The sequence below is a fragment of the Parazoarcus communis genome (assembly GCF_003111645.1).
GTDB classification, from domain to species: Bacteria; Pseudomonadota; Gammaproteobacteria; order Burkholderiales; family Rhodocyclaceae; genus Parazoarcus; species Parazoarcus communis_A.
The window spans coordinates 4,244,420-4,258,790 of record NZ_CP022187.1 but is presented as its reverse complement, the minus strand read 5'-3'; the positions used below and the strand labels follow the sequence as shown (position 1 = coordinate 4,258,790).

At 61.5% G+C, this 14,371-nt stretch carries 15 protein-coding genes; 7 read left to right on the top strand and 8 right to left on the bottom strand.

Annotated elements, in window-relative coordinates:
• Positions 1 to 8 precede the first annotated feature (8 nt).
• From CEW83_RS19425 to CEW83_RS19410, 4 genes are read right to left on the bottom strand one after another with little or no spacing between them, the layout of a single operon-like run.
• Positions 9 to 566, bottom strand: a complete 558-nt coding sequence (locus CEW83_RS19425) for a pilus assembly PilX family protein (protein WP_234418914.1) — start codon at positions 564 to 566, stop codon at positions 9 to 11.
• An 8-nt stretch (positions 567 to 574) separates the two neighbouring features.
• Positions 575 to 1,603: a PilW family protein gene (locus CEW83_RS19420; protein WP_234419102.1), complete on the bottom strand. Its 1,029-nt coding sequence runs from the start codon at positions 1,601 to 1,603 to the stop codon at positions 575 to 577.
• Positions 1,603 to 2,067, bottom strand: a complete 465-nt coding sequence (gene pilV, locus CEW83_RS19415; protein WP_108950830.1) for a type IV pilus modification protein PilV — start codon at positions 2,065 to 2,067, stop codon at positions 1,603 to 1,605. The genes CEW83_RS19420 and pilV overlap by 1 nt, the downstream gene beginning before the upstream one ends.
• Positions 2,057 to 2,497: a GspH/FimT family pseudopilin gene (locus CEW83_RS19410; RefSeq protein ID WP_159099507.1), complete on the bottom strand. Its 441-nt coding sequence runs from the start codon at positions 2,495 to 2,497 to the stop codon at positions 2,057 to 2,059. Before CEW83_RS19410 ends, pilV begins: the two co-directional genes overlap by 11 nt.
• Here CEW83_RS19410 and CEW83_RS19405 point away from each other — a divergent pair.
• From CEW83_RS19405 to CEW83_RS19370, 7 genes are all read left to right on the top strand, one after another.
• Positions 2,478 to 3,686 carry a sensor histidine kinase gene (locus CEW83_RS19405; RefSeq protein ID WP_159099506.1) on the top strand — a complete coding sequence of 403 codons (1,209 nt, stop codon included), beginning with the start codon at positions 2,478 to 2,480 and terminating at the stop codon, positions 3,684 to 3,686. The genes CEW83_RS19410 and CEW83_RS19405 overlap by 20 nt on opposite strands.
• Entirely contained in the window at positions 3,683 to 4,411 is a 729-nt protein-coding gene (locus CEW83_RS19400) for a LytR/AlgR family response regulator transcription factor (protein WP_108950827.1), read from the top strand. The genes CEW83_RS19405 and CEW83_RS19400 overlap by 4 nt, the downstream gene beginning before the upstream one ends.
• A 134-nt stretch (positions 4,412 to 4,545) precedes the next feature.
• Complete coding sequence (argH, locus tag CEW83_RS19395; protein ID WP_108950826.1) at positions 4,546 to 5,964, top strand: argininosuccinate lyase; 1,419 nt, start codon at positions 4,546 to 4,548, stop codon at positions 5,962 to 5,964.
• Positions 5,965 to 5,970: 6 nt separating this feature from the next.
• Complete coding sequence (locus CEW83_RS19390) at positions 5,971 to 7,257, top strand: serine/threonine-protein kinase (protein ID WP_108950825.1); 1,287 nt, start codon at positions 5,971 to 5,973, stop codon at positions 7,255 to 7,257.
• Between the two features lie 370 nt (positions 7,258 to 7,627).
• Positions 7,628 to 8,218: a hypothetical protein gene (locus CEW83_RS21155; RefSeq protein ID WP_159099505.1), complete on the top strand. Its 591-nt coding sequence runs from the start codon at positions 7,628 to 7,630 to the stop codon at positions 8,216 to 8,218.
• Positions 8,219 to 8,453: 235 nt separating this feature from the next.
• The gene (locus CEW83_RS19375) at positions 8,454 to 9,401 is read left to right on the top strand and encodes an HprK-related kinase A (protein ID WP_108950822.1); all 948 of its coding nucleotides are present in this window, start codon (positions 8,454 to 8,456) and stop codon (positions 9,399 to 9,401) included.
• Complete coding sequence (locus CEW83_RS19370) at positions 9,394 to 10,476, top strand: nucleotidyltransferase family protein (protein WP_234418913.1); 1,083 nt, start codon at positions 9,394 to 9,396, stop codon at positions 10,474 to 10,476. The genes CEW83_RS19375 and CEW83_RS19370 overlap by 8 nt, the downstream gene beginning before the upstream one ends.
• A 48-nt stretch (positions 10,477 to 10,524) precedes the next feature.
• Here the strand turns inward: CEW83_RS19370 and grxD are convergent, their stop codons facing one another.
• From grxD to hemA, 4 genes are all read right to left on the bottom strand, one after another.
• Complete coding sequence (gene grxD / locus CEW83_RS19365; RefSeq protein ID WP_108950820.1) at positions 10,525 to 10,845, bottom strand: Grx4 family monothiol glutaredoxin; 321 nt, start codon at positions 10,843 to 10,845, stop codon at positions 10,525 to 10,527.
• Positions 10,846 to 10,933: 88 nt separating this feature from the next.
• The gene (prmC, locus tag CEW83_RS19360) at positions 10,934 to 11,770 is read right to left on the bottom strand and encodes a peptide chain release factor N(5)-glutamine methyltransferase (protein ID WP_108950819.1); all 837 of its coding nucleotides are present in this window, start codon (positions 11,768 to 11,770) and stop codon (positions 10,934 to 10,936) included.
• Positions 11,771 to 11,772: 2 nt separating this feature from the next.
• Positions 11,773 to 12,852, bottom strand: a complete 1,080-nt coding sequence (gene prfA / locus CEW83_RS19355) for a peptide chain release factor 1 (RefSeq protein ID WP_108950818.1) — start codon at positions 12,850 to 12,852, stop codon at positions 11,773 to 11,775.
• A gap of 54 nt (positions 12,853 to 12,906) precedes the next feature.
• Positions 12,907 to 14,160, bottom strand: coding sequence for a glutamyl-tRNA reductase (hemA, locus tag CEW83_RS19350; RefSeq protein WP_108950817.1), 1,254 nt, complete (start codon positions 14,158 to 14,160; stop codon positions 12,907 to 12,909).
• Between the last annotated feature and the right edge of the window lie 211 nt (positions 14,161 to 14,371).

The window sequence follows — 14,371 nt, the reverse complement described above, 5'->3', positions numbered from 1 at the left end:
TGCACCTCTCATTCGGCCGCATAGATCGACTGCAGGATGACGTTTGCGCGATCGCCGCCACTATTGCTGCGAGCAGTCACGCGGTAACGCTTGCAGTTCTGCGCACCACTGGTCGGATCATCGATATTGCAGGGGAAGTTGCCACCAAGATATTCGACGAAATACTGTGGCGTTTCGGCAAGCGCGCCCAGACTGAGCCCGCCTGCGTTGACCCAGCCCGCAAACGCACTGTCGAGCCAGCGGACACCACAATCCTTGTCCGGCTGCGAGCACAGCCCCCCCTGACACGGGGACACGCCACAGGAGCTGTCGCTGTCCGAGTACAAACCGGCGCTGTCGAATCCCGGGTTGGCCGGCGCAGCATCCGCCTGCAACTGAGCAACCGCCTCACCGACACGCAGAGCAGCCTCAGCGCCCTGGAAACCGAGACTGCGATCAAAGGTATTGGCCGTCATGCGCTCTTCCTGAGCAACCGTCCGAATACTGGACAAGCCGAGCAAGGTCAGCACAATCAGCAGGATGAGGGAAACGATCAGCGCGGCTCCGCGCTGAACCCTCTGCGTCATTGCCGTTTTCATTCCACGATCTCCCGATGTCTAAGGCTGACCACATGCATCATTTGCCGCTTGAGCGTGGCCGCATCGGTACCCACCGCATCACGGGACTCGAGATCGAGAACGACTCTCACCGCAACAACCTGAGTCGCCGCGGGGGGGTTGTCCCACGATGTCACGGCAGATGCATCGACATAGGAACCGGCCGGATTCGTGCCCGTCCTTGTCAGATACTGCAACTGCATGTCCGTGACCCCTTGAGCGATCTCCTCAGGCGCCCCCGTTGCGCCATTGACGATGCGGAACAGCGAACGCCCCCCCTGGGCATTGTTGCCAACATACCAGGCAGTCGACCTGAACTTTGTCAGAAAGCCATTATTGGAAAAATCGTACTGATTCCCTGTCACCGAACTGCAATCGGTCGGGAAGCCCAGCCCTTTGCTGCAGTTTCCCGGTACTCCGGTCCCGGTGTTGTGCACGATGGTCACGTTCGTCGCAGAGGCACTTGTCACCTGAAAAATGGCGGCCTGCTTGTAGTCACACACCATCAGCATGTCACCATCGGCGATGCCATGCGCTGTCGTATTGACCTTGAACTGTGCCGAGGCCGTATCGTGTTCGGTAATGACAATGTTGTTGTTCATCGACCCGGTACGGATCGTAACGGCATCGGTCCCCGCAACCCTTGCTCCGGTTGTCGTACCGAACGCCTTGCCGGGAAGCGCAACGTTGCTTTCGTAACCCAGAATTCCGCCGGTATCCCAGTCAAGCCAGGACGAGGTGCTGGCGCCGTTCACGACATTGGCCACCTGCGTTGTACCGCAGGGATTCCCACCGGCCTCGCGAATCTCCCGTGCCATCAGTTCGAACGCCACCCGGGTGTTGTTCTGCATCTGGGAGAGGTTCTCATTGACTCTGAACGACTGCCGCTGCGCCAGGAACACATTGGTCAGGCCAAGCAGCAAGAACAGGCCGAGCGTCATTGCAATCATCAGCTCGACCAGCGTCAGACCGGCCTGGGAGTTGGGTAGATTTCTCGACATCGTCATCACAGCCGCGTTGAGGTTTGGAACATTTGCGTCGAAGAGCCGCCTGTACCGCGACCGTCGTCCCAGTAGATGCGCACGGTGCAGGTGGTGCCGGCACAGGCGATCTCACCACAGGTGCCATTGTCGTTCGCGATGTTGTCCTTGAGCGCCTGTACCCAGAAGTGACGATCGTTGGACACCAGGGATCCGCCGACGGCTGGCACTGCGCAGGTCTTCGCCATGTTGTAGTTGCCGTTGAGCGCATCCGTGCGGTTGGTCCTCATCGAATCGAGCATGAAGTAGCTGAGCATGATTGCCTGGGTACGCTGGAAGCTGCTCTGGTTGTTCTTCATCGCGTTGATCTGCAGCGCCGCCATGCCGAGCAGGCCGATCGACAACACGAGAACGGAAACGAGCACCTCGATCAGGGTGAATCCCCCCTGAGCATTCTTGAATATCTGGCGGTTACGCCTGTCAGCCGGCATGAATCACCCCCACTCGAACATTGACGACCTTGTTGGCAGTCCCCGCCAGGCTAAGCGTGACCGTGCCCGCAGTGATCAGATTCGTTACGCCATACGACAAACCGTCTGCCTTGAAACGCACACAAGCATTGTTCGCAACGGAAGAAGTATCGAGTCCAGTCGTGTTGATACCAACGGCGGTGTGAAGCTCGCCGACCCTGAGGTCCGTTCCGGCGAGGTCCGCCACCCGCCATGCGCCCGTTGTGGGATTGATACAGAAGCGAATGGACGCATTCCGCTTGATGGCTTCGTTCTTGGCGGCATACATGCCCGATACGACGTCGCTGGACGCAGCCGCGATGCGGCTGTTGGCGATCATGCCCTGGAAGCTTGGCACACCGACACCGATCAGGATCGCGAGCACAGCGAGCGTGACCATCAGTTCGATCAACGAAAATCCCTTCGCGCGGCGGAGCCGGCGAAGAAGATACTGCCCTGACATCAAGTTTGAATTTTCTGGCATTGCACTTGGACTTACCATTACGCGTGAATTTACGTTAGCGCATGCCGAACGGCGGAGACAAGCACTGATGGACGGACGGTCGTTTTTTCAGGATAAGCGGGATGCAGGCGCCTGGCAGGCCGGTTGCCGCGTGGAGGGACTGCTCGTCTGCATTGCCTTGGGCATGGCCGTCGCCGCACTGCTCGCCGTCGCGCCGGGCGCGCCGGGCAATCGCTGGGAACGCTTTGGTCTCTTTGGTTTTTTCGGCCTGTGGATCGTACTCCCCTGGTACTTCCTTGTATGTGCGTTTTTGCGCCCTTTGCAGCTCAAAGCCCGCTTCAAGGCTGCCGCCGCCCTGGCCATGCTGTTTGTATGGTCGCTGGTGGTCGGAAGTGTCACCCATGCTCTGATGCGGCCGCTGGACATCGTGGAGGAAAGCCAGTGGGCCTTCCTGCAGGATGTCGGAATGATCGGGGGAATTCTCACGCTTTCGCTCGGGCTGGTGAGCTGGCAGGCATCCCGTCTTCGCCACTGGCGAACGCGGTCGTCCGCCGCCGAACTGGAAGCATGGAGCGCGCGAATGCGCCCTCACTTCCTGTTCAACAGCCTCAACGGCATCACCGAACTCGTTGCAACCGATGCATCGCGCGCGGAGGAAATGATCGAAGCCCTCGCGCGGATGCTGCGAGCCAGCCTCGAAACCGGTGCCTCAGTACCCATCGATCGAGAGCTTGAGGTGGTTCGCGATTACCTCGCACTCGAGTCCATGCGCCTGGACGAGCGCCTGCGCGTGACCTGGACGCTGCCTGAGCATCTTCCCGAGATCGAAGTACCCGCACTCTGCCTGCAGACCCTGGTCGAGAATGCTGTCCGCCACGGCGTGTGCCAGCGCGCTGAGGGCGGCGACATCAGCATTTCCATTGAGACCGGCGCTGACACCCTCGTCGTCGCCATCGGCAACGATGTTGCATCTGCTGCGCCAGGCGCTCACCTCGCGGAGGGGAACGGGATCGGGCTCAACAGCACCCGGACGCGGATCGATGCGTTATATGGCACGCGTGCATCGCTGCAGACCGGGAGCCAGGATGGGCGCTTCTTTGCCCGCCTCACCCTGCCCATCGCGGAACGGAGATCATGAAGACACTTGAAGTCCTGATCGTCGACGACGAACGACTGGCGCGCGCACGACTGCGGCGGCTCCTGGCGAATCAAGCCGACATCCGAATCACCGGCGAGGCCGATGGCGCGGAGAGCCTGCGCGAGCACATCCGCAAGCACGTGCCTCATGTTGTCATCCTCGACATCGAAATGCAGGGCGAAGATGGCATCTCGCTGGGGCACTGGCTGGCGGAACTCGCCAATCCGCCGGCAGTGATCTTCCTCACCGCGCACCGCGAATTCGCGCTCGATGCGTTCTCTGCACGGGCCGCGGGATACCTGCTCAAGCCCGTCAGCGCAGCGCAATTGATCGATGTGCTGCATACGGTGCAACGCCCTACGCGCGCCACCCAGACCACAAACCAGGGCGCACCTTTGCCCATGCTTTCAGTTCTTGCAGGACGACGCTCGCGCCTGGTCCCTGCGGACGAAATCCTGGCCTTCCGGGCTGAAGACAAGGGCGTGACCGCGTTCACCCGTCAGGGCCGGTTCTTCGTCGATGACAGCCTGAAGGAACTCGAAACCCGCTTCGAGCCCGCAGGTTTCCTGCGCGCTCACCGTGCCTGGCTGATCTCCCGTGCAGCCGTGCGCTCGATCGAGCGCGATGCGGTCGGACACCACTGGCTCGAGATGGACGAAGTGGGCGAACCCGTTCCCGTCAGCCGGAGGCAGTTATCGCGCCTGCAGGCGTCGTTACGCCCTTAGCGCCGCACCCTGGGGACGAAACAGCGTGCTCCGTTCCTCTATACTGTCGGTCTAGCACAGGCCGGCGAAAACGATCGCCCACCGCGAACGACGCCGACCGCACCTCAGCCCGCACTCTCAAAGTATCAGACATCATGACAGACGCTACCTCATCTCAGCCCGCCAAAGCATGGTCGGGTCGCTTTTCCGAACCGGTATCGGACCTGGTCAAGCGCTACACCGCATCGGTTACTTTCGACCAGCGCATGGCCGCGCAGGACATCCGCGGCTCGCTCGCCCACGCGAAGATGCTCGCCCGCCAAGGCATTATCGGTGCCAGCGATTTTGCGGACATCGAGCGCGGCATGGCCCAGATTGCGGGCGAAATCGAGCGCGGCGAGTTCGTCTGGAGCCTTGACGACGAAGACGTCCACCTGAACATCGAGAAGCGCCTCACCGCGCTCGTCGGCGACGCTGGCAAGCGCCTGCACACCGGCCGCAGCCGCAACGACCAGGTCGCGACCGACATCCGCCTGTGGTTGCGCGATGCAATCGACCAGACGCTTGAACTGATCGGCGACTTCCAGCGCAACCTGCTCGACATCGCCGAACAGCACGCGGATACGCCGATGCCCGGCTTCACTCACCTGCAGGTGGCGCAGCCGGTTACCTTCGGTCATCACCTGATGGCCTATTACGAGATGAGCCGGCGCGACGCCGAGCGCTTCGCCGACTGCCGCAAACGCGTCAACCGCCTGCCGCTGGGCTCGGCCGCGCTGGCCGGCACCAGCTACCCGATCGACCGCGAATTCGTGGCCGCCGAACTCGGCTTCGACGAGGTCTGCTACAACTCGCTCGACGCCGTCAGCGATCGCGACTTCGCCATCGAGTTCTGTGCCGCAGCCGCACTGCTGATGACGCATCTGTCGCGCCTGTCCGAAGAACTCATTCTGTGGATGAGCCCGCGCGTCGGCTTCATCGACCTCGCCGACCGCTTCTGCACCGGCTCGAGCATCATGCCGCAGAAGAAAAACCCCGACGTCCCCGAACTCGTGCGCGGCAAGACCGGCCGCACCAACGGCAACCTGATTGCACTGCTGACCCTGATGAAAGGCCAGCCGCTGGCCTACAACAAGGACAATCAGGAAGACAAGGAGCCGCTGTACGACACCGCCGACACCGTCATCGACACGCTGCGCATCTACGCCGACATGATCACCGGCATCAAGGTGAAGGCAGACAACATGCGCGGCGCACTGTCGCAGGGCTTTGCCACCGCGACCGACCTCGCCGACTATCTCGTCAAGCAGGGCCTGCCCTTCCGCGACGCGCATGAAGCCGTTGCGCTGGCGGTACGCGCTGCCGAGCAACGCGGCTGCGACCTGCCCCAGTTCACCCTGGACGAGTTGCGCGCAGCCATGGCCGAAGTGCCCGGTGCGGCCGAGCGCGCAGGCCCGGAAATCTTCGCGGTACTCACCATCGAAGGCTCACTCGCATCCCGCAATCACGTGGGCGGCACCGCACCCGATCAGGTTCGGGCAGCCATTTTGCGCGCGCGCAAGCAGCTGGGCTGAGGGATCATGCAGGTGGAGCGGATCGGAAAGTACGAGATTCGCAGCCTTCTTGGCGAAGGGGCGACCAGTGCCGTCTATCTGGCATGGGACGCCTTCCACCAGCGTGAAGTCGCACTCAAGCAGCTGTATCCGGAGCTCGTCAGCGACCGCGACCGCGGCCGCCTCTATCGTCAGCTCATGCTCAACGAGGCGGCCCTCGCCGGCAAACTCACCCACCCGCACATCGCCCAGATCTACGATGCAGTCATCGACGATAACGACGCCTATGTGGTGATGGAGTTCGTGCCGGGCGGAACGCTCGAGGCGCTGGTGCGCCCCGACAGCCTGCCGCCATTCGAGCGCCTGATCGAGATCATCTTCAAGTGCAGCCGGGCGCTCGATTACGCCTTCCACCAGGGCGTCACCCATCGCGACATCAAGCCCGCCAACATCCTGCTGTGCAAGCCCGACGGCAGCGACATCCGCATCTCGGACTTCGGCGCGGCCCTGCAAAAGGCAAGCGAGACCACCCAGATCGCGGGCATCGGCTCGCCGGCCTACATGTCGCCGCAGCAGGTGCGCGAGATGCCGCTGGATCATCGCACCGACATCTATTCGCTCGGCGTGGTGATGTACCAGATGCTGACCGGCCGCCTGCCTTTCGAGGCCGACAACAACTACAGCCTGATCTACCGCATCGCCAACGACACCCCACAGCCTCCGATCGAACTGCGACCCGAGATCCCCGAGGCACTCGACGCCATCGTGCGTCGCGCGATGGAAAAGGAACTCGACCGCCGCTACCAGACCTGGGCCGAGTTCTCGCACGATCTGGCACTGGCGTTTCGCAACCGCAGTATCGCGCTGGACCGGAAGACGCTCCCCGAAGCCGAAAAATTCCAGACCTTGCGCAGCATTGCCTTCTTTCGCGAGTTCGCCGATGCGGAACTGTGGGAGATCATCACGCTGACGCAATGGAGCCACCTGCAACCCGGCACCATGATCATGAAGGAAGGTGAAGCGGGCGATCACTTCTGCTTTCTTGCCGAAGGCGAAGCACGAGTCAAGAAACGGGGCAAATTGCTGAATGTACTCAGCGCCGGCGAGTGCTTCGGCGAGATGGCACTGTTCTCGGCTGGCGGCGGCATCCGCTCGGCGTCAATCGAAGCCGCCACCGAGGTCGAAGTCATCACCATGCGCGCGCGCGCACTGCAGCGCGCATCCGACACCTGCCGCATGCATTTCTACAAGGCATTTCTGGAAGTGCTGTCTACACGGCTGTCGCTGATGAGTGCGAGGATTGCGAACCTTTGAATCCGTGGATGCCGCTGGCCAGCAGCGCCTTCCATCAGTTCGAATCTGTCGGTGTTTTTTACACTATCGCCTAAGAGATACATCCTCCACGCTTGGCCCGGCTCGGGGTGCAATGGAGATTCGCTTTTCCCGCTCAAACCCGGCGCTGCAATTCATCGTGGGAAAGGTCAAGGAATACAGGGCGTTGTACGCGAACGAAGACTGGCATGGCGCCATGCCAATGCGCGTCGGCGCATTTTGAATCAAAACCGCACAGCATCAAGGCATCAAATTTGCTTCTAATCGTGGAAACGTGCATTTTGCCGCAAACAGCGCGCAGCACCGCCTGTTAAAATGCGTCATGCGCAGCAGAAAAATTCCGGAGCACGCCATGAATAACGAACCTGATCTGCACTCTGAAGACTCACCTGAGCAGCCCGGCAGCTTGAGCCGTCGTTCGGCACTAAAACGCGCGGCAGGGGCAGGCATCATCATGAGTTCCCTCGCGTCGGGAAGCGCACTTGCGTCCATCAGCTGCCAGAAATATTCAAACTGGATGTCTGGAAAGCTCAATAGTGGAAGCCCTGGCAGGCCGGATACCTTCACTTGTGCGCTGGGGAGATCGCCCGGCTTCTGGAAGAATTCAGTCAAGGCCAATGGAAGCTGCTCCACTGCCTTGAACAACAACTTTTCAGGCATGTGCGACGCGGTCAAGGCCGTATACAACGCATCGTTTTCCACGGTTTTCGCGGGTGGCAGCAGCCAGACCTTCGGGCACATCCTCAAGAATGAGGGACAGAACTTCGGAAGTGGCATCAACGTCGATCGCGCGTTCTGTGCAGCCTATTTCAATACGCGCTTTTTCTCGGGTTATCCGCTTACCACAGCCGACCTGACGGTATTGTTTTCCAAGATCGGGACACCGGGCTTTGACGGAGAGGACATCAAGGACTACCTTGAATCGACCTATGAGGCCGGTTGAAATAGAACGGTAGGCAAAGTGCCCCCCCTCCAGCATGACAGGTGCGCTCCGCCCACCCGAGTCACCTTGAAGTCGTCAGTTGTTTCATCGGCGGTGCACGACGGCGAACGTGCGCTGCTTGACTTGGGTACAGGCAAGATCATCGTCGTTGACGAAATGGAATACTGTCGCATGCAGAACAGTGCAAACGCACCCGAGCTGCTGCTATATGAAGATCTAGCAAGGGCAGGTTTCATTGAGCACCCCGACACCGTTCGACAAACTCGCTAATATCGACGAATCGAGAACCATCGCAGCGCTTGGCGGACCAGGTCTGATTCTCGACCTTGGCCCCTTGCTCGCGAGAGTTCGCGTGCGTAACCGTCAGGTTGCCCGGCAACTGCTAAGCCTCTACGGTGAATTCCCCTCCACCCTCGAAGATGGCTTTGCTCACCTCGATGTAGAAGTCGGCCGCAGACCATGGCCGACAAGCCTGTTCAAACCGCAAGCCCGCTTCATCAGCGATGGCCACGAGCCATTTGTCCCCCTACCCGAAGCGCACGCACTTCCGCTCATTGAGTGGGGCATGAACTGGACGATCGCGACCAGGGTCCCAAACTTCCTGATCGTCCACGCTGCCGTTATCGCACTGGACGATCGGGCAATCGTGCTGCCCGGAATCCCGGGCGCAGGGAAGAGCACCCTCTGTGCCGCGCTTGTCGCAGCAGGCTGGCGCCTTCTTTCCGATGAATTCGCGCTGATTCACCCCGATACGCTACAGATCCATCCCATTCCGCGCCCGATCAGTCTCAAGAACGCCTCGATCGACATTATTCGCGCCCGCTGGCCGGACGCCTGGAGCTCCCCTCCCGTCCTCGATACAAGCAAGGGTTCGGTGTCACTATTCCGACCACCGACTGAAAGCGTGCATTCGATGAAGCGCACCGCTTCGGCAACGAGCGTGATTTTTCCGAAGTACGCTTCCGGAAAAGACCTGAGTTTCGAGGCAATTCCAAGAGCACGCGCCTTGGCAAGACTCTCTGAGCACGTGGTCAACTTCACCGAACTCCCACGCAAACATTTCGGCGTAATGGACCGCTTGTTCAAATTTTGCCAAGCGGCCGATCTGGAGTACTCGGACCTTGACCAAGCCATCAGCCATCTTGGATCACTTATCCGGTCGGACAATGAGCAGAATGCTTGAAGAAGTTCTACTGGAGCCCTCACGCAGCCTCAAGCTGAGTCTCACGGAATGGGACCAACTCATTGCCAGCGCCCGCTCTGCGCAATTGCTCGCGCGCCTGGCTTGGCTCATGCGGACACACGAACTTGGACCTGCACTCCCCGAGGTGATATCCGACTTCCTGCTCGCCCACGAGGCACTTGCAGACGCGCAGCATGAAGCCGTTCACCTGGAAGCTCACGAAGTTCTTCGAGCGGTGGCAAAGACAGACTGCCCGGTCGTTTTCCTGAAAGGCAGCGCTTACGTCCTGTCCGGCCAGCCCGTCAGGCATGGACGCTTGCTCGGGGACATCGACATCATGGTTCCCCGCAAGCACATCGCTGATGTCGAACTGATGCTGAAGCTTGGCGGCTGGAGCAACGCACATCATTCGCAGTACGATCAGCGCTACTATCGCCAGTGGATGCACGAGCTTCCCGCGATGATCCACCGGACCCGTGGCGTCGTACTCGACGTGCACCACACAATTCTGCCGCCCACTTCTCGCTCACAACTGAACGCCGGGAAGCTGTTCAGTCACGCTAGGCCTCTTGAGGGACTAAGCAACGCATTCGTTTTGAGCGAGGCCGACTCGCTCATACATTGCGCCACACATCTGTTTCACGAAGGCGAGTTCGAAAAAGGCCTTCGTGACCTTCACGACTTCCACCTTCTTCTTGAAACAGCGATTGAAACCGGACTCGACGAATCGGGACTCGCCGAGCGCGCCAGAGAACTTGATCTTGCCTGGCCGCTTTATCTCGCGCTCCGATACAACCAACGGGTCTTTGGCACTTCGGTCGCAACGCGAGCCCTGGAACTGCTTCGAAAGAACTGCGCCCCCTCGCAAGCCAGGCTGCGGTTGCTGGACAGTCTCTACGAGCGCGCACTGCGTGCTCATCATCCCCGCGCCCAGAATACGAATTCAGGATTTGCGCTGTGGTTGCTGTTCGTGCGGTCGCACTGGCTGCGCATGCCGCCCCACCTTCTGACCTACCACCTGAGCCGCAAGGCGATCATGCGAATGATGGGCAACAGCAGCGAAGGGCATGGCTGACAGGGCAATCCGCGCACACTCCGCTGCTGAAGACGCTCAGGTTCAGCCTTAGACGATCCCGGCATCCTTCAGCATCTGCTGCATCTCGCCGCTCTGGTACATCTCGCGCATGATGTCCGATCCGCCGACGAACTCGCCGTTAACGTAAAGCTGCGGAATGGTCGGCCAGTTGGCGAACTGCTTGATGCCCTGGCGGATGGCTTCGTCTGCGAGCACGTTCACCGTATGGAGGTTCTTCACGCCACAGGCGCTGAGAATCTGCACCGCGGTCGACGAAAAACCGCACTGCGGGAACTGCGGCGTACCCTTCATGTAGAGCACGACGGGGTTGGTGGTGACCTGTTCGCGGATGACGTCCTGAGTGTCCATTTTTCGTACCTGTAAAAGTTGAGTTAAATAGTCGGGTAAATTTTAGGCCTGCGTCTGCCGACCGTCAATGACTCAGACAACAACGACGTCAGACGCGGCCAAGCCAGCGCCCGCCTGATACCCGTTCGATACCTGCAAGATCCTTCCACGAGGCAATCGCGGCAAAACCCGCATCGGCCAGCAGACCGCGCACGGCCGACGCCTGATCGTAGCCGTGCTCAAGGAAGAGCCAGCCCTCTGCCTCCAGATGAGCCGGTGCGCGGGCGACGATTTCTGCCAGATCATCGAGACCCGCAGGCCCGGCGGCAAGCGCGGTGCGGGGCTCGAAACGCAGGTCGCCCTGCTCCAGATGCTCATCGGCCGATGCGATATAGGGTGGATTGGCGACGATGAGCTGAAAGCGCTCCTCGCCCAGCCCGGCAAACCAGTCGCTCTGCACGAAGGACACGCTCGCCCCCAGACGTGCGGCATTGGCCATCGCCACCCACAGCGCCTCGCGCGAGCGGTCGATTGCGGTGACATCCGCGCCTTCGAGTTCGAGCGCAAGCGTGACGGCAAGTGCGCCCGACCCCGTACCCAGATCGAGCAAGCGCGCACGCTGCATGCCCGAAACGTGCGCCACGGCCAGTTCGACCAGCAGTTCGGTATCCGGGCGCGGAATCAGCACGGCAGGGGTGACCATGAATTCGCGCCCGTAGAATTCGCGCTCGCCGGTAAGGTAGGCCACGGGCTCGCCGGCTACGCGGCGCTCGACCAGCTCGCGGTAACGGGCCCAGTCTGCGGACTCAAGCGTGGTTTCGGGCCACGCGATCAGGCGCGACGCCGGGCACTGCAGCACGTGGCGCAACAGCACGCGCGCCTCCATCAGGTCGATGCGCTGCTTTGCCCAGCCGAGGGCTCCTGCGATGTCGGCCATCGCGCTCATGTTCAATCGTCCGCCAGCGCAGCAAGCAGGTCCGCCTGATGCTCGAGCACCAGCGCGTCGATCAGTTCGTCCAGATCGCCCTCCATGACGGCATCGAGCCGGTAGAGCGTCAGGTTGATGCGATGATCGGTCACCCTGCCCTGCGGAAAGTTGTAGGTGCGGATGCGCTCCGAACGGTCACCGCTGCCAACCAGACTTTTCCGGGTTGCCGCCTCGGAGGCCTGGCGGGCGCGCAACTGGGCATCATTGAGCCGCGCCGCCAGCACCGCCATGGCCTGCGCCTTGTTGCGGTGCTGCGACCGGTCGTCCTGACACTCCACGACCAGCCCGGTGGGTACGTGGGTAATGCGCACGGCGGAGTCGGTCTTGTTGATGTGCTGGCCGCCCGCGCCGGAGGCACGGAAGGTGTCGATGCGCAGATCGGCAGGATTGATCTCGATGGCGTCGAGTTCGTCCGCCTCCGGCATGACCGCCACCGTACACGCCGAGGTGTGAATGCGGCCCTGGGTCTCGGTGACCGGGATACGCTGCACCCGGTGCCCGCCCGACTCGAACTTCAGCTTCGAGTAGGCACCGCTGCCCACCACCCGCGCAATGACCTCGCGGTAGCCACCGAGATCTGATTCGTTCGCCGACACGATCTCGACCTTCCAGCGCTGGCGCTCGGCGAAGCGGGTGTACATGCGCAGCAGATCGCCGGCAAACAGTGCGGCCTCGTCGCCGCCCGTACCGGCGCGGATCTCCAGAAAGAGGTTGCGCTCGTCGTTCGGGTCGCGCGGCAGCAGCGCAAGCTGGAGCGCATCCTCGAGTTCGGCAATCCGCGTCTCGCCGGACTCCAGCTCCATTCGGCCCAGCTCACGCATCTCGGGGTCGTCGAGCATCTCACGCGCGGTTTCGCAGTCGGCTTCGGCCTGGCGCCAGGAATGGTACAGCGCCACCACCGGTTCGATCTCGGCACGCTCCCGCGACAGATCACGGAACGCGTTCATGTCGCGCGCGCCCTCCTCCGACGAGAGCTCGCGATCGAGCTCTTCCAGACGCCCGGTGAGATGTTCCAGCTTGTCGCGAATGCTCTGCTTCATTGAATCAACGAGATGCACCCGGACGCCTCGGCGTCCGTGGCGGCCGACCTTCGGCTAGTGGTGAGACGGAAGATTGAAGAGTCGCTGCACGATGCGCCCGGCCTCGACATGCTGCTCGCCTTCCGACTGATTCAGGAAGCGCGTGGGGCCGTGCATCAACTTGTTGGTGAGACCATGCGACAGCGCCTCAAGCACCTGCTGCGGGTCGTCGCCGCGAGCGAGCAGACGGAGTGCGCGCTCGACCTCGGCTTCGCGAACACCCTCCGCGTGCTGACGCAAGGCACGAATGGTCGGTACTGCATCGCGGACCTGCATCCAGTGCAGAAATCCATCGACACGCGTATCGATGATGCCCTCGGCCTCGATCACGGCCTGCTGCCGCGACTCCATGCCGGCGTCAACCACTTGCGCAAGGTCATCGACCGTGTAGAGGAAGACATCATCCAGCCCGGCGATCTCCGGCTCGATGTCGCGCGGCACGGCAAGATCGACCATCACCATCGGGCGATGACGGCGCGCCTTGACCGCACGTTCGGCCATGCCCAGACCGACGATCGGCAAGGGCGAGGCCGTACAGGACACAACGACGTCGAAGCGCGGCAGCATCTCGCCGATCCGGTCGATACGCATGGTGTCCGCGCCGAACCGCCCCGCGACCGCAAGTGCGCGCTCTTCGGTGCGATTGGCAACCGTCATCGACTTGGGGTTTGCGCCGGCAAAGTGGGCCGCACAGAGTTCGACCATCTCGCCCGCACCAATGAACAGCACGTGCTGATCGGAGACCTGACCGAAAATGCGTTCGGTGAGGTTGACCGCCGCGGCGGCCATCGACACCGTGTTGGCCCCGATTGCCGTCGTCGAGCGCACTTCCTTGGCGACGGCGAAGGTGCTCTGGAACAGCTTGTGGAGCAAGGTGCCCATGGTGCCGGCCTGCTCTGCGCGCCGGACGGCGTCCTTGACCTGTCCCAGGATCTGGGGCTCGCCGATCACCATGGAATCGAGCCCGCTCGCCACCCTGAATACATGCCTGATGGCATCGCGCTCGGGGTGCGAATACAGATAGGGGGCAACCTCGGTAAGCGGCAGCCGATGGAAATCGGCAAGCCAGTCGGCAGCGTGCTGCGGTTGCTCGGCGGCAAAATACAACTCGGTGCGATTGCAGGTGGACAGAATCGCCGCCTCGCGCACTGCCGACCCCTGCGTCAGGTCATGCAGCGCCTGATCGAGCCGCTCAGGCTGAAACGCCACGCGCTCACGGATCGCGAGCGGTGCGGTATGGTGATTCAGGCCGAGAGCGTAGAGTTGCATTCAGGAAGTGGGGCCAAGCGTCAGGGCAAATTATATCAAACCGAAAATGCAGCCAAGAATGCGCTAAATCAAGCGCTTCCGGTAACGCCAAAAGAAAACGGGCCAGCACCCATGGTGGCCCGCTCATTCCAGCCTCAAGCGAAATCACACTCACCGACGCGCAGCGCCAGCCGTGCTCTGTACGGCCGATTATAGCGCAAACACCAACTTC